Source organism: Dysgonomonadaceae bacterium zrk40, assembly GCA_016916535.1.
Classification (GTDB): domain Bacteria; phylum Bacteroidota; class Bacteroidia; order Bacteroidales; family Dysgonomonadaceae; genus Proteiniphilum.
On record CP070276.1, the window covers coordinates 1,938,744 to 1,965,558 of the forward strand.

Here is a 26,815-nt window from a genome sequence, read left to right on the forward strand (position 1 = left end):
TGATATCTCAACAGCGCAAACATTCTCCTGCAAAAATACGATCTTTTAATTAAAACGGCAAATCATCCTCTTCCGACCCATTGTCGGGGATGTCGGGTGTTTCTACATTTTCGTGAAAATCACGCCCGTTTCCACCGTTTTCTCTTAACTGTTCTTCCGATTTACGGCTCAGCAGCTCCAGACTGTCTGCAACCACTTCGGTGACATACCTTTTGACTCCGTTCTGGTCGTCGTATGACCGTGAACGGATTTTTCCCTCCACGTAGAGCATAGTTCCCTTCTTGACAAATCTCTCGGCAATCTGGGCCAATCCTCTCCAGCAAACAATGTTGTGCCATTCGGTACGTTCCGGTACCTGTGTGCCTCCTGACGTGGTAAAGCCTCTTTCACTGGTTGCCAGTGTAAAGTTTGCCTTGGCCACATCATTGTCAAAATACTTCATCTCGGGATCGCGTCCCACATTTCCAATCAGGATAACTTTGTTTACCGACATAACTGAATTTTTTTATAGGGTTAAAGAATAGTGTTACGCTAGTGAGGCAAATTTACAGATTTTTTTGAAAACCGCAATCATTTTTGTTAATTGTTTCGAGGTACTTGTGCGTAAGTCGGGATACAGGATAGTTATGGAGCTCCTTGCAAGGGGTGATCAATAGTGTCGGGGGCGGTGAGAAGGTATGCTCCGGGGGGATCACTACCTGATAAAATTGGGTGTGGATGAGTTGATGAGTCAGTTGGTGGCGTAAAGTGAGCGAGGGTTCAAAGAAAAGCCCCCTCAATTCAGGAAACAGTTGTCTGAATGCATCTGTCTGCTTCAGCTGCATCAAATTGGAAGTTTGCATTGTCTCAATCAGCGGCAATTCATACAGGTTCCTCCATATGCCTGGCTTGTCTCTTTTTTGCAGGTAAGTGTGATTGCCATTCAGGATGTGAAAATAATGGAAGTAACGATTGCGAATCTTTGTTTTTCGTTCTTTTACCGGGTAAACCGTGACGTCTCCCTTGGCGAATGCCATGCAGATATCCCGTAGCACACAATTGTTGCAGCCAGGTTGAAGGGGGGTGCAGATCAATGCACCGAAATCCATGATTGCCTGGTTGTAGCCTCCCGGATCCGCTTTCGGTATAAGTGATTGTGCTACTTCATCAATCATCTTCATGCCGATAGGAGAGTCAATTGGCGTTTCAATGGCGAAGAGCCGTGTCAGGACCCTGAATACATTGCCATCCAACACAGCATGCGGTTGGTTAAAAGCAATCGAAGCCACAGCTGCCGCAGTATACTTTCCAATACCCTTCAAAGAGATTAACTCCTGGTAATTGGAGGGAAGGTTTCCGTTGTGAAGAGTGATGATCTGGCGGGCTGCCTGGTGGAGGTTGCGTGCCCGTGAATAATATCCGAGCCCCTGCCACATCTTCAACACCTCTTCCTCATTTGCGACGGCAAGCGTCGCAACATCAGGGAATCGATCGATGAAACGCCGGTAGTAGCCGATGCCCTGGTCAACTCGTGTCTGCTGTAGAATCACCTCCGAGATCCAGATGTGGTAGGGGTCGTTGCTCTCCCTCCAGGGCAACTCTCTTTTGTGCTCACTGTACCAGTTCATCAGGTGGATGGTGATGGGGTGAAGCATCACGCGGTCTGAATATTCTTTTTCCATCGTGCTGCAAATCTACAGTAAAAAGTGCAATTTCAGCGAAAAGAGCAAAAAAAGAGAAAAATTAGTAACAATAATTTTCGGTGTTGAAAAAAAAGCTATATATTTGCAATCCAAAATTTTACTTATTGACATACGCTATTATTATTAATATTTTAAAATATAAATAAAATGACCAAGGCAGACATTGTAAATGAAATTGCAAAAAACACCGGAGTAGACAAAGCATCGGTATTGGCAACGGTTGAATCTTTTATGGAAGTGGTGAAAGATTCATTAGCAAGCAACGAAAACGTCTATTTGAGAGGATTTGGCAGCTTTATCGTGAAGAAAAGAGCACAGAAAACTGCACGAAACATCTCAAAGAACACAACCATCATCATTCCTGAGCACAACATTCCTGCTTTTAAACCTGCAAGAACTTTTGTTACACAGGTGAAGGAAACCAAATAATTAATTTTTAAAGGAGATACGAACATGCCAAGCGGAAAAAAAAGGAAAAGGCATAAGATGTCAGTTCACAAGCGTAAAAAAAGACTCAGAAAAAACAGGCATAAGAAGAAAAAGTAAGCCGAAGATTTTTTTTACACCACATACAGGAACAAACTTAAAAAAAACCACCCGGAAATTAAGTTTGTTCTTTGTATATTTGACAGGGAAGTGGTTCAGGCGTGAACCTCCTTTCTGTTGTGAAGACAGAAGCCCGAACATTTATGTAAACATTTAAAAAAAAGAAAAATTGTGACAAGCGAACTTGTGGTGGATGTTCAACCAAAAGAGATTACCATTGCCGTTCTCGAAGACAAAAAGTTGGTAGAATTGCAACAGGAAAGCCAAGAGGGTTCTTTTGCGGTTGGTAACATCTATCTGGGCAAAGTAAAAAAACTGATGCCCGCCCTTAACGCTGCATTTGTGAACGTGGGACACAAAAAGGACGCTTTTCTTCACTATTTGGATTTAGGGGTTGAATTCAACTCTATTCTGGATTTCCAGAAGATGGTTGAAGACAAGAAAAAGATTCCACAGCTTCAGAAGATGAAGTTGAAACCCGATATCGATAAGGAAGGATCCATCTCGGACATCCTCAAGGTGGGGCAGGAGATACTGGTTCAGATAGCCAAAGAACCTATATCCACCAAAGGCCCCCGTCTGACGGCCGAGATCTCGTTCGCGGGTCGTTTTATGGTGTTGATTCCATTCATCGACCGTGTATCGGTATCGCAAAAGATCAAATCGCGCGAGGAGCGCGCCCGACTCAGACAGCTTATACAGAGCATCAAACCCAAGAACTATGGCGTCATCATTCGAACGAACGCCGAAGGCAAGAGGGTTGCTGACCTCGATGCAGAGCTGAAGGTGTTGGTGAAACGATGGGAAGAGAATGTCGGAAAGATAATGAAAGCCAAAGCCCCCTCCCTCATTTTTGAGGAGACAGGTCGTACTGTGGCATTATTGCGCGATATTTTTAGTCCCTCTTTCGAACAAATTCACGTCAACGACAAGGACGTGAGCAGACAGATCGCCGAATATGTGAGCATCATCGCACCGGAACGAAAGAACGTGGTCAAAGACTACTCCGGGGCATTGCCCATCCTAGACAATTTCGGGATCACCAAGCAGATCAAATCGCTCTTTGGAAAAACTGTTACATTCAAGAACGGTGCCTACCTCATCATTGAGCATACGGAAGCCCTGCACGTAATCGATGTGAACAGCGGTAATCGCAACAAATCGAAGCTGGGACAGGAGGAAAGTGCCTATGAAGTGAACCTGGCTGCTGCCGAGGAGATTGCCCGACAGCTGCGGCTGAGGGACATGGGTGGCATCATCGTGATTGACTTCATTGACATGAGTAAGGGTGAGCATCGTAACAAACTGCTCGCCAAGATGCAGGAACTGATGTCTAGCGACCGTGCCAGACACAACATTTTGCCATTGAGTAAGTTCGGGTTAATGCAGATCACGCGTCAGCGTGTGCGCCCCGAAATGGAAGTTACCACAAGCGAAGAGTGCCCCACTTGCTTTGGTAAAGGAAAGATTAAGGCTTCGATCTTGTTCACCGATACACTGGAGGGAAAGATCGATTACTTGGTCAACAAGCTAAAAGTGAAGAAATTCAGTCTGCACATACACCCTTATGTTGCAGCGTACGTTCAGCAAGGATTGTTTTCGTTAAAGTTCAAATGGAGAAAAAAACACAATGTAGGATTGAAAGTGATTCCCGATCAAAAGCTGGGATTCCTGCAATATGTTTTCTATGACAAAGACGGAAACGAGATTGACCTGAAGGAAGAGATTGAAATGAAATAAGAATATATCCGGTGAGCAACCGGCAGTATAACGGTAAAGAACCGGCATTGCCTCAGTGTGATGCCGGTTCTTTTGCGTTCAGATTACATTGGGTCTACATCATAACTGAATGCCATATATTTGTACTCCAATCTTTTATGAATAACTTTCTCTGCTTCTGTCAATAGGTTGCGAACCCGTTGCGGTGAGTATCCTGTTTCCAATTTCAGCAGAATCTCCCGGAGGTGTTGTTGTTTTACCCGTGCCACGTAAGGCCTACTTGGACCCAGAACGCGCTCCATCAACTCTCTTCTTAGCAGTGTGGCCAGCTCGTTCGCTGCCGATACAGCCAAGGTCTCCTTACTGTGTTTTACCGTGATGCGAAGCAACCTTGTATAGGGGGGATAACCGAATTGTTTTCGCTCGGTTAGCTCTTCATTGAAGAAGCTTTTATAGTCGTGGTACATTACGTGGTGATAAATGGCTTGCTGCGAGTCCGCACTTTGTATGAGTACGATTCCTTGTGTTTTTTTTCGTCCCGAGCGCCCTGCAGCCTGTACCATCAGCTGAAAACCGCGTTCGTGTGAACGGAAATCGGGGTGGTTGATGAGGGAATCTGCTGAAAGGATTCCCACCACCTTCACAGCTTCAAAATCAAGCCCCTTGGAGAGCATCTGTGTGCCGACCAATATATCAATCTTTTTATTCTGAAAATCATGAATGATCTTTTCATAATCATGTTTGCCGCGAGTGGTGTCGGCATCCATTCGTGCTACGATGCTTCCGGGAAAAAGATTTCGCACCTCCTCTTCCAGTTGTTCCGTGCCCAATCCGTGTGGCTCAAGCTTTTCAGCTTCACAGGCGGGACATGCTGTGGGAACAGAGTAAGTTCTGTTGCAATAGTGACATACCAGTCGTCTGGGGTGATTGTGCAGGGTGAGTGTCACGTCGCAGTGGCTGCACTTGGGAGTCCAGGCACACTCCTTACATTCCAGGACAGGAGCAAAACCCCTTCGGTTGCGGAATAGAATTATCTGTTCACCTTTCTCCAAGGCGGTTTTCATTTCATCAATCAGCACTGGACTGAGGATTGATGTCATCTTTCTCCGCTTTCGCAGTTCCCGTGTGTTCACGATCTCTATGCGTGGCATCTTCACCCCGTTGAACCGTTCTGAGAGTGTGACCAATCCATATTTACCTGTGCTGCAGTTGTAGTATGATTCCACTGATGGGGTTGCCGAACCTAGTATGGTTTTTGCGCCCGTGAAGTGGGCTAGCATGATTGCAGTGTTACGTGCATGATACCGCGGTGAGGGATCCTGCTGCTTGTAGCTAGACTCATGTTCCTCATCCACAATTACCAGTCCTAGTTTACGATAGGGAAGGAACAGAGAGGAGCGCGCTCCGATGATGACCTCATAGGGATTCTCAGATAACATCTTCTGCCAGATCTCGGTACGCTCGTTGTCTCCGATGCCTGAGTGGTAAATACCCAACTTATTGCCGAAGACATCGTGTAGTCGCTGTGTTAGCTGGGTAGTCAGAGCAATTTCGGGCAGCAGAAAGAGTGTCTGTTTCCCCTCTTTCAAAGTCTTATCGATCAGGTGGATGTAGATCTCAGTCTTGCCGCCGGAGGTAACCCCATGGAGTAGCACAGTCTCCTTTTCTGTAAGGAGCTCATTCAACTGTTTCATTGCCTGTTGCTGCGCTTCACTCAGCGAGTAGGGTTTACGCAGCGGTTCCTTAACATCGGTCAGCCGGCTTCGTTGCTGCGTTAGCACCGTTACAATACCTTTTTCGATAAGTCCTTTCAGGAGTGCAGGATTGTAGCCCGGGAGCATGGAAAGTTCATCTCTGCTAATCATCTGCCGCTTGGAGGAGGATAGCATTGAGCGCAGCGATGCGAGGAGTGCCGCCTGTTTTTTTGCTCTTTTCAGGACGTTGTCTGCAGTCGAGGCTTCGACTTCTTTGTTAAGTCGGTAGAAAAGCACCTCTTTGGGTTGATAGCGGTTGGTAAGATCCTTAGGTTTCATCAATGTGGGGAGTGCAGCTTTGCACACATCTCCCAACGGAGACATATAGTAGTATGAAACCCACTCCCAAAGCTTCAACTGCTGGGGGGTGACCACAGGTTTCTCATCAAGGAGAGAATGTATATCCCTGATGTTGAATCCCTCTGTAGGCTGATTGTGGATACGTGCGATGATGCCCGTGTAATGCTTACGTTTGCCGAAGGGAACCACTGCCCGTTGACCTACCATCGCTCCCTGCTCCATCTCGGGCGGCAGTGAATAGGTGAACATCCCGGGCAGGGGCAACGGAAGGATTACATCCACCTGCATGATTTAAAAGTAGAGAGTGGCGTTGATACTCCAAGTCTCCGTCTTGCCATTCAGGGGGTCTTGCCAATTCGGACGTTCCACTGCGTAGTTGTCGGTTAGTTGTACACCATAATTAACGCCTACCTGTAACATCTTGAAGAGTTCCAATCCCAGCCCGATGTTAGCTCCTGCCTGGAACTCCTTTGCTTTGAGATCCTGTTGCATATCTTCCAAATCGATTCCATCACCCGAAATCAGGTATCCGGCGTAAGGGCCGGCCACTGCATACATTCGCAAGGGGAGCATTCCCAGTCCGAATTTGATCTTGGCGTTGAGAGGAAGGTAGAGGTAACGGTTAGATACGTCGTTCGTTGTGGCGCTCTCCCCGTCGGTCAGGTTGGAGACAGTCATCCGGTTGTCATTGTAGAGCAGTGATGCCTCGATGCCGAAGTCGATCACAGCAAATGGAAACATCGCCTCAAGGGAGGGGCCGATGCTGTAAGAGGTCATGTTTTCCACCTGCAAAGCTTCACTGTCAAAACTAGGATTGTTTAGTCCTACGTCTGCCTTCACTCCAAATCGTATCTGGCCAAAAAGGGTTGGGGTAAGCATGAGTGTGGTTAGGATAAATAAACTTGTACGAATCATTTTCTTTGTTTTCATCATCTTTTGTGTTACATGAATTACTCATTGATTTATCTCTCGTGTCATACAAATATAGTCTTACGACACAGGTAAAACAAAAAAGATACCGAATGGGTTGTTAAATAAACTTTAAAATGGATGACTGAAAAAAGCGTTACTTCTCGCATGAAATGGAGAAGTAACGCTTTAAATGGCTGTTAAGCGGTGGTTAATCCTTGAACTTCGCCTTTAGGAACTCACGATTTAGACGGGCAATATTGCTGATGGAGATATTCTTGGGGCACTCCACCTCGCAGGCACCGGTGTTGGTGCAGTTGCCGAAGCCCAGCTCGTCCATCTTGGCCACCATCGATTTGGCACGACGGGCCGCTTCCACCCGTCCTTGTGGGAGGAGGGCGAACTGACTTACCTTGGCCGAGACAAAGAGCATTGCCGATCCGTTCTTACAGGCAGCGACACATGCACCGCAACCGATGCAGGCGGCCGCGTCCATGGCCATTTCAGCATCATCGCGCGGGATGGGTATTGCATTGGCGTCAGGTATGCCACCGGTGTTGACGGAGATGTAACCTCCCGCCTGTATGATCTTGTCGAATGCGGTGCGGTCCACCATCAGGTCCTTGATGATGGGGAAGCCAGCGGAGCGCCAAGGCTCTACCGTGATCGTATCGCCGTTGTTGAAGCGGCGCATGTGGAGTTGGCAGGTTGTGATACCGGTGTCGGGGCCATGCGGATGCCCGTTGATGTAAAGGCTGCACATGCCGCAGATGCCTTCACGGCAGTCATGGTCAAACACCACCGGTTCCTTACCCTCGTTGATCAGCTGCTCGTTGAGGATGTCGAGCATTTCCAGGAAAGAGCTTCCCTGAGAAATATTTTCCAGTGCGTAGGTTTCAAAGTGTCCCTTCTCTTTCGGTCCGTTCTGGCGCCACACTTTTACTTTTATGTTGATATCTTTATCCATGATGGTTTGTTGTTATTCGTTTACACTTATCGGATAAACCGTTACGATTTGTAGTTACGTTGCTGACGTTCAACAAACTCATACTCGAGCGGTTCCTTGAACATCACAGGAGCTTTTTCCTCACCCTGATACTCCCAGCATGAGACATAAGCAAACTGGTCGTCATGACGCAGCGCCTCTCCTTCGGGTGTCTGGTGTTCAAGACGGAAATGACCACCGCACGATTCTTCACGGTCGAGGGCATCGTGAGCCATCAACTCGCCGATTTCGATGAAGTCGGCAAGCCGCAGTGCTTTTTCCAACTCCACATTGAGCGTTTCCTTATTGCCGGGGATACGCAGGTTGGTCCAGAAGTCCTTCTTCAATGCCTGAAGTTTTTCGATAGCACCCTTCAATCCTTCGGCATCACGACCCATGCCCACGAAATCCCACATGATGTGTCCAAGCTCTTTGTGGATATGGTCGACTGAGTGTTTACCCTTGATATTCATCAGCCGTTCAATGCGGTCGTTGATCTCCTTCTCGGCCTGTGCGAACTCGGGTGCATCGGTCTTGAAGCGGGGAACGTTGATCTGGTCGGCCAAATAGTTCTGGATGGTGTAGGGGAGCACGAAATAACCGTCTGCCAACCCCTGCATCAACGCAGAGGCCCCGAGGCGGTTAGCGCCGTGGTCGGAGAAGTTGGCTTCACCAATTGCGAAGAGGCCAGGGATGGAGGTCATAAGCTCGTAATCCACCCAGATACCGCCCATGGTGTAGTGAATAGCGGGATAGATCATCATGGGTGTCTCGTAGGGGTTGTCGTCCACGATTTTCTCATACATCTGGAAAAGGTTTCCGTAGCGTGCTTCCACCACATCTCTGCCCAGACGTTCTATGGCATCGGCAAAGTCGAGGTAGACAGCCAGTCCGGTGTTTCCTACACCATAGCCGGCATCGCATCGTTCCTTGGCGGCACGTGAAGCCACATCGCGTGGCACCAGGTTCCCGAAGGCGGGATAGCGTCGTTCCAAATAGTAGTCACGGTCCTCTTCTTTGATCTGGGTTGGCTTCAGCTTTCCTTCGCGGATTGCCTGTGCATCTTCCAGCTTTTTGGGTACCCAGATTCGCCCATCGTTGCGGAGCGATTCCGACATGAGTGTCAGCTTCGACTGAAACTCACCATGCACCGGGATGCAGGTGGGGTGAATCTGTGCCATACAGGGATTGGCAAAGTAAGCGCCTTTCTTGTAGCACTGCCAGGCGGCCGATCCGTTTGAGGTCATGGCGTTGGTAGAGAGAAAGAAGGTGTTGCCATAGCCACCGGTGGCGATCACCACCGCGTGGGCTGCAAACCGTTCCAACTTACCGGTTACCAGGTTGCGGGCGATGATGCCGCGGGCACGACCATCAATGATTACCAGGTCTACCATCTCATAGCGGGTGTAAAGTTCCACCTGTTTCTTGTGGATGGCGCGGCTTAGTGCGGAGTAGGCACCTAGCAGCAGCTGCTGGCCGGTCTGACCGCGCGCATAAAAGGTGCGGGAAACCTGTGCCCCGCCGAAAGAACGGTTGTCGAGCAGGCCTCCATATTCTCGTGCAAAGGGAACCCCCTGAGCCACGCACTGGTCAATGATGCTGTTGGAGACCTCCGCCAGGCGGTAAACGTTGGCTTCACGGGCGCGGTAGTCGCCTCCCTTGATGGTATCGTAAAAGAGACGATAAACCGAGTCTCCGTCATTTGGATAGTTCTTGGCAGCGTTGATACCCCCCTGTGCGGCGATGGAGTGCGCACGACGGGGTGAGTCCTGGATGCAGAAGTTGTGCACCTTGAAGCCCATCTCACCCAGTGAGGCGGCAGCGGAAGCACCTGCAAGTCCTGTGCCTACCACGATGATATCGAGGCGGCGCTTGTTGGCCGGGTTGACCAGTTTCTGATGGTTCTTGTAGTTGGTCCATTTCTCAGCGAGAGGTCCCTTGGGTATTTTAGCGTCAAATTTGTTCATAATATTCAGTTTCTAAAGTTATCCTAACAGGTTGGAATATCCCAGGTGAACGGCAATGGCCACAACGATGAATCCGAGGGAGATCACGGATGCAACGACGTTGCTCAGCACCTTGATTCGTTTCATCCAGATGGTGTTGTTTAGTCCTGCAGTGTGGAGTGCACTCCAGAAGCCGTGTAGCAAGTGGTACCAGAGGGCTACAAAGGCGATTACGTACGCCACTACCACCCAGATATTGGAGAAGACTTCTTCCACCAGCTGTGCACCGTCGTGGCGGGCGCCTTCAATCATGAAGAGTTCCTTGAATTGCATCTGGTACCACATCTGATAGAGGTGCAGGATCAGGAACAACAGGATGAAAACTCCCAGCACGAACATATTCTGCGATGACCATGTGGTGTCTGTCTTGCTCGAGGAGGCATAGCGATCCTTACCCCTTGCTTTCATGTTTTGCAGCGTGAGGATGATTGCGTAAACGATGTGGATCACGAAGCCCAGCGCGATGACGGCTGTACCGGCAATGGCCCACCAGTTGGCACCCAACACCTCGTTGGCGAGGAAATTGTAGGTGTCGTAGCTGAAGATCAGTACCAGGTTCATCGACATGTGGAACAGCAGGAACAGGACCAGGAACAGGCCGGAAATACTTTGCACAAATTTCCGTCCGATAGATGAATCAATTAACCAACTCATAAAGTTCTGTTTTAATGTTTAGATAGATATTGTTTGTTGATATTTTTTTAAACAGGTTTTCGGCTATTTTAGCTAAAATAGCTGCTTTTTTAATATAAATACAAAAGTAATACTTTTAAAGCTCAAAAGAGAGCTATATGCGGAAATATTTCCTTAATCAGGCTATTTTAGAACCTGTATGAATATCGTTTGAAAGATACGACAAATAAGCGTGACAGAAAAATCGGTTCCGCTTTTGGTGATATTTTCCTATCTTTGTACGCTGATAATTTGAAAATGAGATCATGGATATAGTATTAAGCGGAATTCGCTCCACCGGTAAGCTGCACCTGGGTAACTATTTCGGTGCCCTGCGTAACTTCATCAGGATGCAGGAAGAGAACAACTGTTATTTTTTCATTGCCGACATTCACTCCCTTACCACCCATCCCGACCCGAAGTTGTTGCACCAGAACGTGAAGAATGTGCTGGTGGATTATTTGGCTGCCGGTATAGATCCGGAGAAGTCGGTGATTTATGTGCAGAGCGACCTGTATGAGACGGCAGAGCTCTACCTTTACCTGAACATGCACGCCTACCTGGGTGAACTCTCCAAGACTGCCTCCTTCAAGGATAAGGCGCGCAAGCAGCCGGAGAACGTGAACGCGGGACTGCTCACCTATCCCACGCTGATGGCGGCAGACATCCTGATCCACAATGCCCACAAGGTGCCGGTGGGGAAGGACCAGGAGCAGCACCTCGAGATGACCCGCAAGTTCGCCCGTCGCTTTAACAACTTCTACGGTGTTGATTACTTCAGGGAGCCGGTGGCTTACAACTTCGGTGAGGAGTTGGTGAAGATCCCCGGTCTGGACGGCAGCGGCAAGATGGGCAAGTCGGAAGGGAATGCCATCTACCTGGGCGACAGTCCGAAAGAGATTGAGAAGAAGGTGAAGAAAGCGCTCACCGATGCAGGTCCCACTGAACCAAATGCGGTGAAGCCCGATTATATCGAGAACCTGTTTACACTGTTGCGGGTTGTGTCCACACCGGAGGTAGTAAAACACTTCGATGATCAATGGAGCAGATGTGAAATCCGTTACGGTGATCTGAAGAAACAGCTGGCCGCTGACATCATCAGCGTGACCGCTCCCATCCGTGAGCGGATGCTGGAAATTGAAAACGATGATGCCTATCTGCGCAAGGTGACTCAGGAAGGAGTCGAGAAAGCGCGCGAAAATGCCGCGAAGACAATCCGAGAGGTGCGGGAGATTGTAGGCTTCAAGAAATTTTAAGATACCACAATAGCAGGGAGCGGGATGAGGAGATCATTCCGCTTTTTTGTAAACTTTTCCCATCTCTGATTGTTCACCTCAATACGCAGACAAAGAGACAATCCATTTATGCTTACATTTAAACCGATTGCCCTGCATGACAGGGATCTGATCAATAGTTATTTATGCAGACAGCACTACAGGGCTTCAGACCTCTGTTTCACCAACCTTTGCTGTTGGGGCTCCAAGTTCGATACTCAGTTTGCCGTGGAAGATGGGTGGCTTTTCATACGCTTCCACGACAACAACGGTCGAAACTCCTATCTCATGCCCATCGGGGGTGATGATATCCGGGAGGGAGTTCGCGTAATTATGGAGGACCATAAGCAGTTTGACACCCTCTTTCAGATGAGGGGGCTCACCCGTGAGATGATCGATGAGATTGAAGCTGCAATGCCGGGTATGTTCGACTATAAGCTAAACCGTTCGGTTTCCGACTATATTTATACCACCGAGAAGCTGACCCACCTGAGGGGAAAAAAGCTGCAGAGTAAACGCAATCATCTTAACCGCTTCAAGAGGGAGAACGACTGGAAGTATAAGTCGCTGACCGGTCATCCCGAGGTCGTGAAGGAGTGCAAGGCGATGCTCGACGACTGGATGGAGATGAACCGGGAAGAGAAAGATCCCACGTTGACCTATGATGATCATGCCACCACAATGATGCTCGATCACTTCGAAGAGTTGCAGCTGAGGGGTGGACTCATCTGCGTGAACAACCGGATCGCCGCTTTCACCATCGGCGAACCGCTCACCGATGACACCATCGTGGTGCATGTGGAGAAAGCCTTCACCACCATTCATGGAGCCTATACGATTATCAACCAGCAGTTCGCGGAACATGAAACCGAAGGTTACACCTATATCAACCGAGAGGAGGACATGGGCATCGAGAACCTGCGCAAGGCGAAGCTCTCCTACCAACCTGATATCCTGCTGGAGAAGTTTAACGCTCGGCTCAAACAACAGTAAATCATGATACGTTATGCCGATAAGCATTCACGTGAGGCGGTGAGGGCGATGTGGAAGAGCTGCTTCGGTGACCCGGATGATTATATGGATGTCTACTTCCGTCATAAGTACCGTGATGACCAGACACTGATTTATTTTGACAGGGAGAAGGCGGTTGCCTCGCTGCAGATGTTGCCCTACAATTTCACCTTTCATGGCATTGAGATTCCGGTGCTTTACCTCTCGGGAGTATGCACGCTGCCTGAAGCACGCAGGAAAGGAGTCATGCATCAGCTTTTGCTGCGAAGCTTTGAAGTGGCCAGGGAGAGAGAATTTCCCATGATGTTGTTGGTGCCGCAGGAGGAGTGGTTGCTGGGCTTTTATGCCAAGTATGGCTTTGCACAAACGTTTGATGCCGGCAGGGACCCGCTGCCGTCGCTCAAGAGCTTTCTTGATGCACATTCGGGCGACCTGCAAGCAGCTTACCGCTCTTTTGATTCACAGTTTCGGGGGTGTGAGATGACACTACAGAAAACTTATGACGATTTCTGTGCCATGGTTGAGGAGGCCTCACTCTATCACTTTCCCCCCAAGAAAAATCTTACTGGCATGTCCCGTATCATCGATCTGGAGCGTCTATTGCAGATATATGCCGCAGCACAGAATGGTGTTAACTTCTCACTGAAAGTGGATGATCCATTGCTAAAACGAAACAGCGGTGCCTATGCCATATCAGGGGGCATGGTCATTAAAGATGAGCAACCGCTTGATTCGATGCTGCAGCTGTCAATAACTGATCTTACGCAACACCTCATGGGGTATCATACCAGTGAAGAGGCCGGGCCGGTCACCACCCTCTTCCCGGAGAAGGCGCCGGCGATGCATTACATGTTGGAGTAGAAGGTTACCCACTCAGAGCCACTTTCGTTTCTTGAAATAATAGAGGATGAAGAGTGAGGAGAGCACCATGAAGAGGATGGCCAGAGGGTAGCCCCATTTCTTGTCGATCTCCGGCATAAAGGTGAAGTTCATCCCGTAGACGCTGGCGATAAGCGTGGGGGGCATGAAGATGACTGAAACGATGGTAAAGATCTTGATGATTTTGTTCTGTTCGATGTTCACATAACCCAGAAAGGTGTCCTGCAGGTAGTCGAGGCGGTCGAAGCTGAACTTGATGTGTTCCACCAGTGAGTTGATGTCCTTGATGATGATGGTAAGCTTTGGTTGCAGCTCATTGGGGATAAACTCACTGCGAAGCATGCCTGAGACGGTGCGCTGTTTGTCAATGATGTTCTCCCTGAGAAGCATCGTCTTTTCCTGAAGGTTCTTGATCTCGGAGAGCAGCTCCTCGTCAGCCTCTTGCAGTGTGAGCGAGTTACTGAGCTGAGTGATCTTCTGTGTCATGTTCTCGATCATGTCGGCATCGAACTCCACCCGTGTCTCCAGCAGCGCCACCAGCACGTGTGCCCCGGTGGGATAGTTCTTCGGGTTGGCTGAAATCTTCTTCACCGTCTCGTGGAAGGAACTCAGTTCCTCTCCGCGAACGGTTACCAGGATGTTGTTCTTGAGGATGAACGATACCGGATCGGTTTCGAAGTTAGAAAGCAGGAAGTTGGAGTTCACCACCAGCGTGTCGTTGGTCTCGATGTAGCGCGACGACATTTCGATCTCAATCATCTCCTCCTCCTCCTGGATGTAGATCTTCAGGAAGTCCTCCAGTTCATTTTCAACCTCCTCGTCCACGTCGTTGAGGTCAATCCACAGAAAGTTCTGTATGGGGTTTGATTTCAGGAAGTCAAGGCTGCGGCTCAGTCTTACGATGCCATCCTTGTGATAAAACAATTTTACTTCCGCCATGGTCTTTCTCTTTTAAATCGTACGTAAATCAGTCCTCTATGCCTTTTGACCTCCAGACCGTATCAACGGTTCCAGCAGGTTGGTGAGTTGCTCGAACTGCTCAATGGAGAGCTGTTCGGGTCTCATGGTGAGCATCGGGTCGTCGGGCATCGGACTCTCTTCTGACAGCAGTGACTTGATGGAGTTGCGCAGCATCTTCCGTCGCTGGTTAAAGCTGGTCTTCACTACCGTTTTGAACAATTTTTCATTACAGTCGAGCTGCTTTCGCCCGTTGCGGGTGAGCCGTACGACTGCCGATTTAACTTTGGGCGGAGGGATGAACGCCTGCTCGTTCACCGTGAAGAGGTACTCGATGTCGTACCAAGCCTGTAGCAACACACTGAGGATGCCGTAGCTCTTGTTACCGGGTGAAGCGGTCATGCGTTCCGCCACCTCCTTTTGGATCATGCCCGCGCAACAGGGTATAGACTCCTTATGGTCGAGCAATTTGAAAAAAATCTGTGAGGAGATGTTGTAAGGATAATTGCCAATCAGACAGAAGCTTCCGTTATAAAGAGTTGTGAGGTCCATCCGCAGGAAATCCTGCTCCAGGATACGGCCTTCGAGGGCAGGGTAGTGCTCTTTGAGGTAAGCTACAGACTCGCGGTCTATCTCCACCACAGTGAGATCTCTGTCCAGTTCCAGCAGTTGACGGGTGAGCATGCCGGTGCCGGGTCCCACCTCCAGCACCGGGAGAATGGGGAAGTTCTCAAGGCTCTCCGCGATGCGGCGTGCAATCGACTCATCCTTGAGAAAGTGCTGCCCTAGGTTTTTTTTTGCTCTTACCTGAAACATTGCAATCTGCCGATTATTCCTTATCTTTACCGCCGCAAAGGTAACATTTTATTATCAGAAATCTGATAAACCCATTCTAAAAAAACAAGATAGATGAGGCACACACCTTGTGCACGGAGGTGTTTGCGCCCCATTATCTCTCTTGGTGGAACAAATTAACAGTGAACAGGTGAAGATAACAGCTGAATCCCTGAAGAGCTTCCTGAAGACAGTGCTCTCCCTGCTGCTCGGATTGTTTATCATCTGGGCTATGTATCGCGACACTGATCTGGGCGAGCTGTGGGAAATCACCCGCTCGGCAAATTTCGGAATCATAGCCTTCTCCTTGATCTTCGGGTTGTTGGGCAACTTGTTGAGGGGGTTGCGCTGGGAGTTGTTTGTCAATTCACTCGGCTATCATCCTCCACGTGCCAGCCTGGTATATGCCACGCTGGGCAACTATGCGGTCAACTTTGTCCTGCCGCGCGCTGGTGATGTTTGGCGTTGTGGTGTAGTGAGCAGGTATGATCGAATTCCTTTCTCCAGAACACTGGAGACTTTTCTGATTGACAAGGTTGTCGACATCATTGCCGGTGTATCAGTGATTTTATTCAGCATGCTGTTCAGCATTGATTTTTTTGTCTCTTATTTCAGCGATAACCCGCAGTTCGGAGAAGCTCTTTCACACATGTTCTCATCTGTCTGGATTTATCTGATTCTGGTGGCGATGGTGCTGGCGGTAATTGTGATGCGAACCTTCTTCCGGCGCACCTGGCTGATGATTAAAATCAAGCGTTTTGTCAACACACTTCGCTACGACCTGCGTCTCATCTCCGGAATGAAGGAGAAAAAGAGGATAATAATCTATACGATCCTCCTTTGGTTCTCTTTTTATTTGTATTTTTACATCTGCTTCTTCGCGTTTGATTTCACTAAAGGCCTGGGACCAATGGCAGGATTGATCGTTTTCGCCATGACCAACATCGGCATCTCGGTGCCTGTACAGGGTGGCATAGGCCCCTGGCATTTCATGGTGATTTCCTCCCTGCTGATTCTGGGAGTGGCCGAGAAAGAGGCATTGGCATTCGCAGGAGCTGTCTTCACCATTCAGTCGGTCTGGCAGATTCTCTACGGCCTTGTAGGTGTCTTTGCCATGCCGCATGTGAAGCGGAAAATTGAAACAATCAACGAAAAAACCAATTAAAGATAAGTAAACATGGCTACAACAGATTTGCAAAAGCTGACGCCCCAAAGCGTTTGGAAACATTTTCATTCACTCACCCTCATACCCAGGCCCACGGGTCAGATGGAAGCGGTGACCCGTTTCGTGATGGAGTTCGGAAAAGCTTTGAACCTGGAGACACGGCAGGACGAGGTGGGCAACGTGGTGATTCACAAGCCGGCTACCAAAGGATATGAAAGTGCTAAAACGGTCATCCTGCAATCACACCTCGATATGGTGCCGCAGAAAAATGCCGATGTAGCGCATGATTTTACAAAAGATTCCATTCAGACCTTTGTCGACGGAGAGTGGGTGAAAGCCCGTTCCACCACACTGGGTGCTGACAACGGCATAGGCTGTGCCATGATGATGGCTCTCCTGGAAGATGAGACACTGGATCATCCTGCCATTGAAGCACTCTTCACCATTGATGAGGAGGTGGGCATGGATGGGGCCAACGGTCTGAAGAAAGGATTCCTGCAAGGATCACTGATGCTTAACCTCGATACAGAGGAAGATGGTGAGCTCTGCATTGGCTGTGCCGGCGGTCGGGATGTGAATGTATCCTTCCGCTACAAGCCGGATACTGAGATTGAAAAGGGAGATATTGCTTTCAAGGTGAGCCTGCGTGGGCTTAAAGGCGGCCACTCCGGGGTGCAGATTCATCTGGGAAGGGCCAATGCCAATAAGCTGATGAACCGCTTCCTGAAAGAGGTGGTCAGCAACTACGAAGCACGCATCGCCTCCATCCAGGGGGGATCGCTGCGCAACGCCATTCCCCGCGAGTCGTTCGTGGTGCTTACCATTCCCGAGCAACTCTCTGACGACTTTATGGACCTGGTGGCTGAATATGAAGAGCTGTTCCAAAACGACTTCACCGGTATTGAGGAGGGGATCTCCTTCACGGCGGAACGAACCGATTTGCCCAAGAGCCTGATACCGGAGGAGGTGCAGGATGACCTGATCAATGCGGTAGAGGGATGTCCCAACGGGGTGATCAGCTACCTGGCCGACTTTCCCGGTGTGGTCGAGAGCTCGCTCAACCTGGCACTTGTGCAGTCCTCCGACGATCGTATTGATGTGAAGCTGCTGGTGCGCAGCTCCTCCGAGAGCCGAAAGGATTGGGTCTGCTCCTCGGTGGAGAGCCTCTTCCTGCTGGCTGGTGCCCGTGTGGAATTCGACGGTGACTACCCCGGCTGGCAACCCAACGCCCAGAGCGAACTGCTGAACACCATGGAGCGTATCTATCTTGAGAAGTTCGATCAGCGGCCCAAGGTGATGGTGATCCATGCAGGCCTTGAGTGTGGCATCATCCAGTCGAACGTAGAGCAGAAACTGGACATTGTCTCTTTCGGACCTACCATCACAGGAGCTCACTCTCCCGATGAGGCGGTAAAGATTGATACCGTTGAACGTTCTTACGACTATCTGGTGTCGATTCTGAGTCAACTGAAATAGCTGTGATGCACAATACGCTGATTGTTTTTGCTTCGAATCATGGTACCGTTGAACGTTGTGCCCGCGAGCTATTCCGGCTTATGGACGGAAAGGTGGATTTGTGCAACTTGAATCGTCGTGAATCAATACCTGATCTGAATGTGTACGATTCCCTTATCGTGGGAGGATCCATTCATTATGGTAAAGTTCAGAACGTGATTGCCGGGTTTTGTAAAAACAATCAGTCGCTGCTGGCCGAGAAACGGCTGGGTCTATTTGTCAACTGTCTATACAGCGGAGAAAAAGCACAGCAACAACTCGACAAGGCTTTTCCCGAAAGCCTTGCCCGGCATGCGCTTGTGCGTGAATATTTTGGTGGTGAACTGGATGAGGAGAAAATGAACTTCTGGGAGCGTCTCATTACGAGGCAGATAGTCCGTAGTGAGGAGCTGGAGGTTTACCTCGACAAAGAAAAAATAACACGTTTTGCTAACATTATGACCTCAAACAATGAAGAGAAGGCTTGAGAAACAGCTCCTGTTACCACTGGTTCTTGTGTGCTACGCCCTCATCATGGGAGTCCTCGCTTACCCCCGTTACCGTACCTCGGGCAACTGGGGTGAGTACTTCACGATCATAGGTATCACGCTGTTGCTTGCACTCCTCCTGTATTTTCTGCTGAAGCGCAGAGAGAACATCCGCAATCGTTTCAAGGGAGAGGAATAGTTTGCCTGGGCATCAGCTGTGATGGGTTACGCCGCCAGTATGACGATCCCCAATCGATTAACCGGCTCAGGCTATTGCCTGAAAGCCGGTTTTTTTTTGAACATGTTTCACAAAATAAAAGATCTTCGTTGTCACAAAATTCCACATTCGTCGTCTTTCTTATACAAACAGATTAATTTTTGGTATGATGAAGAATAAGATTCTTGCGCTGATGGTTTTTGCGCTCCTTACAGCCGGTCTGCAGGCACAAACAAAGTTGAATGAACTGTACCGCGAATTTGCCCGTGCCGAGAATGTCACCAAGGTCAACTTGAACGGCTTTGCGCTGATGTTTGCCAAACCTTTCATGGAGGATCATGGAGATGGTAAGTTGAGCAGCATCCGTGTGCTCTCTCTCGAGGATTGTCCTCAGGAAGTGAAAGAACGATTCAGTCGTTCAGCACTGAATTTCCGTGACGATGATTTTGAACTGTTTCTCAACACCAACGATGCCAATGAGAAAGCACGGATCTTCGTGAAGATAAAAGATCAGCTCATTCGTGAGATGGTGATCATCACCACGGGCGACGATCCTGCTTTGGTACACCTGAAAGGGAAATTTCGGCCATCCGATATCGATGCGATGAGCAATGGAGGGAGGTGAATTTAAACAGCGGTTTCTCGGTTACAGCGGATTGATATACCGCTATGCCATTGCTGTTACGGGTGACCGAACAGATGCGGAGGATATTGTACAGGAGGTGTATGAGAAGCTGTGGAAGATACGTGAGACACTGGCGGTGGTGGAGAACGATGAGGCCTACGTGGTCTCGGTAGCCCGTAACTGTTCGCTCGATCGTCTCCGGAAGCAATCGAGACACCGGATCACAGCCCTCACCCCGGCAATGGAACCGGAAGACGATGGGGAGGCGTTAGCCAGCCTGGAAGCAAAAGAACAGTTGCAGCAAGTGGAGCAACTGCTTTCCACACTTCCGGTGAACCAGCAGAGAGCCATTCGCCTTCGTCATTATGCCGATCAACCGCTCCATGAAATTGCGGCGGTGATGCAACTCTCAGAGATGAACGTGCGACAACTCCTCTCGAGAGCGAGAAGAAACCTGAAAGATAAAATGAAGAAGTATGAGTATGGAGAAAGAGTTTGAGTCCTTATTGGAAAAGTTCTACCGCGGTGAAACAGACCGCCGGGAGGAGCAACTCCTTTCCGGTTATTTGAACAATGAGTCACTGCCGGCACGATTCGAAGCTGACAGGGAACTGTATAGACTGCTTTCGTCAACCGCACCGGAGATGCCGAAGGGCCTGGAGTCGAAGATGGGTCACTTGGTCGACAGAATGGAAAGAGCTGAAATAAGCGGGAAGACAACTGAGAAGGGGACCCTCATCCGGAGAAATTTAAAACTCCGGATCGCCGGGATGGTAGCCTCGCTGCTGATCGTCGCCACAATTGGATTCTGGACCTATTTCAGTGGGAGCGACAACGAATCGCTGCTTGCCGATACCTTCGAGAACCCGGAACAGGCTGAGGCAGCAACACTGGAGGCACTGCAGCTTTTCGCAAACAACTTCTCAAAGGGAACACGTACGGTAGAGCATGCCGACCGGCAGGTAGACAAAGCATTCAGCCTCTTGCGTGAAACTGTGGGACGGTGAGTGATGAGTGGGGAAGATTCTGTAAATGAGTAAAAAAGAGAACAACCATAAAGATTGAGTAAAATGAAAAAGATGATGATGGTGCTTGCGCTTGCCCTCACAGCCTCCGGGCTGTTCGCGCAGAACAATCCGTTTGAGAAATTCACGGACATGGAGGGCGTGACTTCGGTCTATATTTCAAAAAACATGCTGTCGCTAATGCCCAAAGAATCGGGCATGCGGTTTGGAGATGTGGATGTATCAAATTTCCTGGAGAAGCTCTCATCCATCCTGATCCTTACCTCTGAGAACAAGCCGGTCGCGCAGGAGATGGTTTCACTTGCCAACAAGCGGATGCGGGACGATAAGTATGAATTGCTGATGCGGGTCAAGTCGGATGACGGCGAGCTGGTTAATTTCTTCATGAAAGGCAAGCCGGAAAACATTCACGAGATGATCATGATTGTGGAAGACAGCGATGGTGAGAGCGTGATCATGCAATTCCTGGGAGCTTTTTCACTGGATGACGCGAAGAAAATCACCGATGGGTTGCAGCAGAAGAACAAGTGAGTGAGCATGTCAGTCGCACAACCTGCACCGGATGAGCATCTGCTTGTCCGGTTTTTTTATTGTTCTGTGGATAAGGTTCAATCACCCGAAATATGTTATATTTGCTCAATATTTCAATATCCAAAGCATGAAACAAGACTCGTTCTCACTATCCGAACTTAACCGTCGGGTGAAGAATGCCATCAGCGATCACCTGCCGGAAACCTATTGGTTGCGGGCAGAAACCAGCGATGTGCGCCGCAATCAGAACGGTCACTGCTACCTGGAGTTCGTGGAGAAGGATGCAGAGAAACAACATATCGTGGCTAAGGCACGTGGGATGATCTGGTCGAATGTCTTCCAGATGCTTTCAGCCTATTTCGAAGCGGAGACGGGACAATCCTTTACTTCGGGGCTCAATGTGCTGGTGCGTGTGTCGGTCGACTTTCACGAGCTGTATGGTTTCTCTCTTACCGTGGTCGACATCGAACCCTCCTTCACACTGGGCGAGATTGCCCGCAATCGACAGCAGGTGCTCCGGCAACTGGAGGAGGAGGGGGTGCTGACACTCAACAGGGAACTGGAGCTACCGGAGCTGATCCGCCGCATCGCAGTGATTTCCTCCCCCAACGCAGCCGGTTATGGTGATTTCTGTGACCAGCTAGCTCGCAACAGCGGAGGGTTCATTTTCTACACGAAATTATTCCCCGCCATCATGCAGGGGGAGCGCAGCGAGAGTTCCATCATCGCTGCGCTGGAACAGGTGTTCCGTTACAGTGATCACTTCGACGCGGTGACCCTCATCCGTGGCGGTGGTGCCACCTCCGACCTGAACTGCTTCGATAGCTACTCGCTGGCAGTCAACGTGGCACAGTTTCCCTTGCCGGTGGTGAGTGGCATTGGTCATGAGCGTGATGTGACGGTGCTGGACCACGTGGCACACACCCGTGCCAAGACACCCACCGCTGTTGCCGAGTTTTTGATCGGTCACACCTTGAAAACGGCTTCAGAGCTGGCGGACCTTGAGGAGCGGCTGCAGGGTAAAACCCGGTCGGTGTTGCGGCAGGAATCGTCAGAGATCCGCCTCTTTAGCAAGGACACCGTACACCTCTCCACCCTCCTGTTGCAAAAAGAGGAGGCACAGACTCAACAGTTGTCAGAGACGATGCGACATCTGCTAAAACAACAGTTGCAGCAGCAACGTCATCAGGTGGAGAGCATGGAACAGTATGTTCGGATGGTGTCACCAGCAAATGTGCTGAAAAGGGGGTATACCCTCACCATCAGGAATGGCAGCATCATCACCTCCCTCCACGACGTCGCTCCCGGAGATGTGATCGAGACCCACTTTCGTGATGGCATCGCCACCTCGGAGGTGTGTGGCGTGAGCAATCGTCAGGAGGCGGAAAAAATCTGAGCGTGAAAACTTCAAAATATTACAGAATGGATACCAATATGGAACATATGAGCTATACAGAAGCAAAGAAAGAACTTATCGATATCGTTTTCGCCATCGAGACGGGGGAGCTTGATGTAGATGCACTGACCGAGAAGGTGAAGCGGGCCTCCGAGTTGATCCTCTTCTGCCAGGCGAAGCTCACCCAGACTGACGAGGAGTTACAGAAGATACTCGACGACATCACATGAAACCAACAAAACAGCAAAGCGTGATCATCGTTGCCGGAGGTAAGGGCCTCCGTGCAGGCGGGGAGTTGCCGAAGCAGTTTCAACTAATTGGCGGCCTTCCGGTACTGATGCATACCATCGCTGCTTTTCACCGTTACAACCCTGAAATCATCATCGTGGTAGTGCTGCCGGAGGGTTTCGAGTCTCACTGGGAGGAACTGCTCCGCACGCACCATTTCACATTGCCTCATCGCACGGTAACGGGTGGAGAGACACGATTCCAATCTGTCCGTAACGGACTGGAACTGATTCCTGCTGAAGGGTTGGTGGCGGTTCATGATGCGGCACGCCCCCTGGTGACGAGAGAACTGATCGGCCGATGCTTCAAGGCCTGTGACACCCAACAATGCGGTGTGATTCCTGTGGTACGTGAAAGCGCCAGCGTGCGGCTTCTCACGGATGAGGGAAGCCATATGATAGACAGGGAGCTGTTGCGGTTGGTACAGACACCGCAGCTCTTCCCAGCCGCGGAATTGAAAAAGGCATACCAATGGCCATACGATCCCGCTTTCACAGATGATGCATCGGTAGCCGAGAGGCAGGGTCTCCCCATCCTGCTGATAGAGGGTGAGGAAAGCAATATCAAAATCACAACACCGTTTGACTTTTTGATCGCAGAGCAACTGCTTCTTCATCTGCCAAAATGATAGAAACGATTCCTGTTTTTCAATAAATAGGACAAAAAGTGGGGTTTTGTGAAAATAATCATTCCATTTTGTCATTATATCATGTATTTTTATTATTTTTGATGAAATAATACAAAGCTCACTTCTCATGGAAAAAATTGATAAATTAGACAGACAGATACTGGAAATCATCTCACAGAATGCCCGCATCCCTTTCCGCGATGTAGCTGAGCAGTGCGGAGTATCGCGTGCCGCCATCCACCAACGTGTGCAGCGGATGATTGAAAATGAGGTGATCACAGGATCCGGCTATCATGTGAACCCGAAGGTGTTGGGTTATGCTTCCAGTGCCTACATCGGTGTGAAACTAGAGAAAGGATCTATGTACAAGAACGTGATCCCCGAGTTCGACAAGATCCCCGAGGTGACTGAGTGCCATTTCACAACAGGACCCTACACCTTGCTGGTGAAGCTGTATGCCCGTGACAACGAGCACTTGATGGAACTGCTCAACAACCGCATCCAGGAGATTCCCGGCGTGGTGGCCACCGAGACGATGATCTCGCTGAGCCAGAGCGTAAAGCGCGAGATCCCAATCATGCGCGAGAGTAACTGACATCCCTCTTCCGACTCCAGCCATACACCCCTTCACAGGGACGCAGCAGCGCGACCCTGTGTAGGGGTGATTTGTTAAATTCCATTTTTTTACTTACCTTTGCACAGCTTTTGAAAAGGATGTCTTACCTTTTTAAATGCAATACAGTCGGTTTATCAGCAGGTTTTCAGAAGGTTACATGTCCATCCCTGTTACATTTTAACACGTTTCCCGGCTTCCGGGTTTTAGGTTAAGTCCTTCGTAAAAGCTATCTGTCGATGCTTTCCCTTTTTCACGGATGATACAATCCATATTACTGAACAGAGAAGAAATCTCTGATCTGCTTCATCGTTGATTAATCAACATTCAATCCAAAATAAAACTCGAATGGTTTATCAAAAAATTTTACTGATTATTTCACTGTTTTTTATTGCCTCCTCACTCTACCCACAACCTCCTGAAAAGGAAGATGGCTTCACTTTGGGCGGGGCACTTCGCTACAACCTGATGTCGACGAACTACGAGAGCAACGGAAACAAACTTAAAACGAAGACCGACTGGGATACCTGGCGCCTTAACGTGGAGGGATCCCACTCCGGCATCGACCTGAGCTTCGAATACCGCTTTTATCCCTCCAGTGGAACTCATTTCATACATCACGGTTACCTGGGATACGGCTTCACAGATAAGGTATACATGATGCTGGGGGTATCGCAGGTACCGTTCGGTATCGCCGACTTTGCTTCTCATTCCTGGTGGTTCCAGATTCCCTATTACCTGGGACTGGAAGATGACTACGACATGGGGGTGCGGTTCGACATCGCGCCTGCCGACAATTTGGATCTCTCGTTTGCCTACTACCGGCAGGCGGAGCCGGCGGGACCGGTGGCGGGAACGAACAATGTGGGTCAGGGGAGATACTCCTACGACATTCTCCCCGGTACAGGCTCCTTCCTCAATCAGCAGGGGGAATTAATGAGTGCCTATGCAACCCTGCATGAGGTGGATCAGTTCAATGCGCGCCTCAACTGGGAGTTTATCCCCGGCTGGGTGGCAGGTCTCTCCGCACAGGCGGGTGGTCTTTACAACCCCAAGCTGGATGAGACTACCACTTCAACTGCATTTGCCGCTCACCTGGCCGCCACCTTCGGTCGCTTCAGCCTGAAAACAGAGTTGATCAGCTACGATTACAACGCCCTGTCAGACGAGGGTGATAAACTCGATGTGGTACAGATGGGTGCCTATGGTTATGATTATGCGGGAGGTGACAATTACAGCGGTGGTGTGGCGGCCAAGGCTAATATCTATGTGGCCGGTCTAGCCTACACGTTGCCAGTCTCATGGGGACCGTTATCCTCCATACAGGCTCACATCGACTATTCTGTAGTAGACAAGGCCGAGGAGACGTTTTACAATACCCACCACTTGGTACCCGGTATCCTTGTTACCGCCGGTCCTGTTTACACCTACGTGGATTACGCTATGGGTAAGAATCAGCCCTGGCTGACAGATGACTTCGGAAAGGGACTGGGTTCGGGAGTTGAAGATCCCGACTGGAACAGCCGTCTCAATGTCAATGTAGGTTACTACTTTTAAACAACTATTATGACTGAAAACAACGATAGAACGGTAAAAATAAAAGTCGAGGATCTTACACTGATCTTCGGTAAGCGCAAGAAAGAGGCACTGGCGATGCTTGAAAAAGGAGCATCGAAAAAGGAGATCCTGAAGAAGACAAAGTGCACAGTAGGGATCAACAAGGCCAGCTTCGAGGTGTATGAAGGAGAGGTCTTCGTGGTGATGGGCCTCTCCGGTAGTGGTAAGTCAACACTGATTCGCTGCCTGAACAGGTTGAACGAGCCGACCGCAGGGAAGGTTTTTTTCAAGGATCACGACATCACCCGTGAGGGAAACAAAGAACTGATGAAGACGCGCCGCTACGAAATGAGCATGGTGTTTCAGAAATTCGGCCTGCTGCCCCACAAGACCATCCTGGAGAATGCCGCTTTCGGCCTTGAGCTGCGAGGAGAACCTAAGGAAGAGAGGGAGAAAAAAGCACTTCAGGCACTCGAAACGGTAGGTCTGAAGGGATATGAGGAGCAGCTGCCCGCCGCCATGTCTGGCGGGATGCAGCAACGTGTTGGTCTGGCCAGGGCACTGGCAAACGACAGCGAGGTACTGCTGATGGACGAAGCGTTCTCGGCCCTCGACCCACTGATCAAGTCTGACATGCAGGATGAACTGTTGCAAATTCAGGAGAAGCTGCAGAAGACCATCGTCTTCATCACTCACGACCTGGATGAGGCAATCAAGCTGGGTGACCGCATCGTGATCATGAAGGATGGTGTGATCGAACAGATCGGCACCGCCGAGGAGATTCTCACCAACCCGGCCAGTGACTATGTAGAGGCATTCACGGAGAAAGTGGATCGCAAGACCATCATCACCGCTGAGACGCTGATGTTCCGCAAGCCCACCTTGCTGCATCTGAAGAAGGATGGTCCCATGCAGGCGATTCGCAAGATGCGCACCATCTCGGTAGATGTGCTGCCGGTGGAAGATGAGAAACGGGTGTTCCTGGGTTATGTATGGCTGAAAGATGTGCTGAAGCTGGCCGATAAGAACGAGAACTCGCTGCAGTCGGTGATCAGAACAGAGGTGCCGAGTGTCTACAGCCATTATACGGTGGAGGAGATGCTGCCACTAATCTCGAACCACAACTACCCGCTGGCGGTGGTCGACGAGGAGAGCAAGCGGTTGCTGGGTATCGTGACCCAGACCTCATTGATCATCGAGGCTACCCGCTTCGAGCGTGAAGAGGTGAAAGAGTTAATAGAAAAAGCAAACGATATTTGA

Annotated in this window: 28 protein-coding genes; 19 read left to right on the forward strand and 9 right to left on the reverse strand. The window is 49.6% G+C overall.

The window, feature by feature from the left end:
- Positions 1-49 precede the first annotated feature (49 nt).
- Positions 50-493 (reverse strand): single-stranded DNA-binding protein, encoded by a 444-nt coding sequence (gene ssb / locus JS578_08055; protein ID QRX62849.1) that lies wholly within the window; start codon positions 491-493, stop codon positions 50-52.
- A gap of 52 nt (positions 494-545) precedes the next feature.
- Positions 546-1,661: an A/G-specific adenine glycosylase gene (gene mutY, locus JS578_08060; GenBank protein ID QRX62850.1), complete on the reverse strand. Its 1,116-nt coding sequence runs from the start codon at positions 1,659-1,661 to the stop codon at positions 546-548.
- A 168-nt stretch (positions 1,662-1,829) separates the two neighbouring features.
- Between mutY and JS578_08065 the strand changes: the two genes are divergently transcribed.
- Both JS578_08065 and JS578_08070 read left to right on the forward strand, forming a co-directional pair.
- On the forward strand, positions 1,830-2,111 hold the full coding sequence (locus JS578_08065) for an integration host factor subunit beta (protein ID QRX62851.1): 282 nt from the start codon (positions 1,830-1,832) through the stop codon (positions 2,109-2,111).
- Between the two features lie 288 nt (positions 2,112-2,399).
- On the forward strand, positions 2,400-3,968 hold the full coding sequence (locus JS578_08070; GenBank protein QRX62852.1) for an Rne/Rng family ribonuclease: 1,569 nt from the start codon (positions 2,400-2,402) through the stop codon (positions 3,966-3,968).
- A gap of 83 nt (positions 3,969-4,051) precedes the next feature.
- On the opposite strand, the gene priA is transcribed toward JS578_08070, so the two are convergent.
- The 5 genes from priA to JS578_08095 form a co-directional block, all read right to left on the reverse strand.
- On the reverse strand, positions 4,052-6,289 hold the full coding sequence (gene priA / locus JS578_08075) for a primosomal protein N' (protein ID QRX62853.1): 2,238 nt from the start codon (positions 6,287-6,289) through the stop codon (positions 4,052-4,054).
- Positions 6,290-6,292: 3 nt separating this feature from the next.
- Positions 6,293-6,934: a PorT family protein gene (locus tag JS578_08080; protein ID QRX62854.1), complete on the reverse strand. Its 642-nt coding sequence runs from the start codon at positions 6,932-6,934 to the stop codon at positions 6,293-6,295.
- 187 nt (positions 6,935-7,121) lie between these two features.
- Positions 7,122-7,877: a succinate dehydrogenase/fumarate reductase iron-sulfur subunit gene (locus JS578_08085; GenBank protein QRX62855.1), complete on the reverse strand. Its 756-nt coding sequence runs from the start codon at positions 7,875-7,877 to the stop codon at positions 7,122-7,124.
- A gap of 41 nt (positions 7,878-7,918) precedes the next feature.
- On the reverse strand, positions 7,919-9,862 hold the full coding sequence (locus JS578_08090) for a fumarate reductase/succinate dehydrogenase flavoprotein subunit (protein ID QRX62856.1): 1,944 nt from the start codon (positions 9,860-9,862) through the stop codon (positions 7,919-7,921).
- 18 nt (positions 9,863-9,880) lie between these two features.
- A complete protein-coding gene (locus tag JS578_08095) occupies positions 9,881-10,555 on the reverse strand; it encodes a succinate dehydrogenase/fumarate reductase cytochrome b subunit (GenBank protein ID QRX62857.1) in 675 nt (224 codons plus the stop codon).
- Positions 10,556-10,839: 284 nt separating this feature from the next.
- On the opposite strand from JS578_08095, the gene trpS reads away from it, so the two are divergent.
- From trpS to JS578_08110, 3 genes are all read left to right on the forward strand, one after another.
- Entirely contained in the window at positions 10,840-11,829 is a 990-nt protein-coding gene (gene trpS / locus JS578_08100; GenBank protein QRX62858.1) for a tryptophan--tRNA ligase, read from the forward strand.
- 108 nt (positions 11,830-11,937) lie between these two features.
- The gene (locus tag JS578_08105) at positions 11,938-12,840 is read left to right on the forward strand and encodes a DUF2156 domain-containing protein (GenBank protein QRX62859.1); all 903 of its coding nucleotides are present in this window, start codon (positions 11,938-11,940) and stop codon (positions 12,838-12,840) included.
- Between the two features lie 3 nt (positions 12,841-12,843).
- Complete coding sequence (locus JS578_08110; protein QRX62860.1) at positions 12,844-13,719, forward strand: GNAT family N-acetyltransferase; 876 nt, start codon at positions 12,844-12,846, stop codon at positions 13,717-13,719.
- Between the two features lie 12 nt (positions 13,720-13,731).
- On the opposite strand, the gene corA is transcribed toward JS578_08110, so the two are convergent.
- On the reverse strand, positions 13,732-14,676 hold the full coding sequence (gene corA, locus JS578_08115) for a magnesium/cobalt transporter CorA (protein ID QRX62861.1): 945 nt from the start codon (positions 14,674-14,676) through the stop codon (positions 13,732-13,734).
- A 36-nt stretch (positions 14,677-14,712) separates the two neighbouring features.
- Positions 14,713-15,510: a 16S rRNA (adenine(1518)-N(6)/adenine(1519)-N(6))-dimethyltransferase RsmA gene (gene rsmA, locus JS578_08120; GenBank protein ID QRX62862.1), complete on the reverse strand. Its 798-nt coding sequence runs from the start codon at positions 15,508-15,510 to the stop codon at positions 14,713-14,715.
- A 169-nt stretch (positions 15,511-15,679) separates the two neighbouring features.
- Between rsmA and JS578_08125 the strand changes: the two genes are divergently transcribed.
- From JS578_08125 to JS578_08190, 14 genes are all read left to right on the forward strand, one after another.
- Positions 15,680-16,693: a flippase-like domain-containing protein gene (locus JS578_08125; GenBank protein ID QRX62863.1), complete on the forward strand. Its 1,014-nt coding sequence runs from the start codon at positions 15,680-15,682 to the stop codon at positions 16,691-16,693.
- Between the two features lie 12 nt (positions 16,694-16,705).
- Positions 16,706-18,169 carry an aminoacyl-histidine dipeptidase gene (locus JS578_08130; protein QRX62864.1) on the forward strand — a complete coding sequence of 488 codons (1,464 nt, stop codon included), beginning with the start codon at positions 16,706-16,708 and terminating at the stop codon, positions 18,167-18,169.
- A gap of 5 nt (positions 18,170-18,174) precedes the next feature.
- Entirely contained in the window at positions 18,175-18,675 is a 501-nt protein-coding gene (locus JS578_08135; protein ID QRX62865.1) for a flavodoxin domain-containing protein, read from the forward strand.
- The gene (locus tag JS578_08140; protein QRX62866.1) at positions 18,659-18,874 is read left to right on the forward strand and encodes an LPXTG cell wall anchor domain-containing protein; all 216 of its coding nucleotides are present in this window, start codon (positions 18,659-18,661) and stop codon (positions 18,872-18,874) included. Before JS578_08135 ends, JS578_08140 begins: the two co-directional genes overlap by 17 nt.
- A gap of 184 nt (positions 18,875-19,058) precedes the next feature.
- Positions 19,059-19,517, forward strand: coding sequence for a DUF4252 domain-containing protein (locus tag JS578_08145; GenBank protein QRX62867.1), 459 nt, complete (start codon positions 19,059-19,061; stop codon positions 19,515-19,517).
- Positions 19,504-20,016 carry a sigma-70 family RNA polymerase sigma factor gene (locus JS578_08150; protein ID QRX62868.1) on the forward strand — a complete coding sequence of 171 codons (513 nt, stop codon included), beginning with the start codon at positions 19,504-19,506 and terminating at the stop codon, positions 20,014-20,016. The genes JS578_08145 and JS578_08150 overlap by 14 nt, the downstream gene beginning before the upstream one ends.
- Entirely contained in the window at positions 19,994-20,524 is a 531-nt protein-coding gene (locus JS578_08155) for a hypothetical protein (protein ID QRX62869.1), read from the forward strand. The genes JS578_08150 and JS578_08155 overlap by 23 nt, the downstream gene beginning before the upstream one ends.
- 63 nt (positions 20,525-20,587) lie before the next feature.
- The gene (locus tag JS578_08160; GenBank protein QRX62870.1) at positions 20,588-21,073 is read left to right on the forward strand and encodes a DUF4252 domain-containing protein; all 486 of its coding nucleotides are present in this window, start codon (positions 20,588-20,590) and stop codon (positions 21,071-21,073) included.
- Between the two features lie 127 nt (positions 21,074-21,200).
- On the forward strand, positions 21,201-22,469 hold the full coding sequence (locus JS578_08165; GenBank protein ID QRX62871.1) for an exodeoxyribonuclease VII large subunit: 1,269 nt from the start codon (positions 21,201-21,203) through the stop codon (positions 22,467-22,469).
- A gap of 38 nt (positions 22,470-22,507) precedes the next feature.
- The gene (gene xseB, locus JS578_08170; protein QRX64965.1) at positions 22,508-22,699 is read left to right on the forward strand and encodes an exodeoxyribonuclease VII small subunit; all 192 of its coding nucleotides are present in this window, start codon (positions 22,508-22,510) and stop codon (positions 22,697-22,699) included.
- Positions 22,696-23,385 (forward strand): 2-C-methyl-D-erythritol 4-phosphate cytidylyltransferase, encoded by a 690-nt coding sequence (locus tag JS578_08175; GenBank protein ID QRX62872.1) that lies wholly within the window; start codon positions 22,696-22,698, stop codon positions 23,383-23,385. Before xseB ends, JS578_08175 begins: the two co-directional genes overlap by 4 nt.
- Before the next feature lie 127 nt (positions 23,386-23,512).
- On the forward strand, positions 23,513-23,980 hold the full coding sequence (locus JS578_08180) for an Lrp/AsnC ligand binding domain-containing protein (GenBank protein ID QRX62873.1): 468 nt from the start codon (positions 23,513-23,515) through the stop codon (positions 23,978-23,980).
- Positions 23,981-24,346: 366 nt separating this feature from the next.
- A complete protein-coding gene (locus tag JS578_08185) occupies positions 24,347-25,555 on the forward strand; it encodes a hypothetical protein (protein ID QRX62874.1) in 1,209 nt (402 codons plus the stop codon).
- 9 nt (positions 25,556-25,564) lie between these two features.
- Positions 25,565-26,815 carry a glycine betaine/L-proline ABC transporter ATP-binding protein gene (locus tag JS578_08190; protein QRX62875.1) on the forward strand — a complete coding sequence of 417 codons (1,251 nt, stop codon included), beginning with the start codon at positions 25,565-25,567 and terminating at the stop codon, positions 26,813-26,815.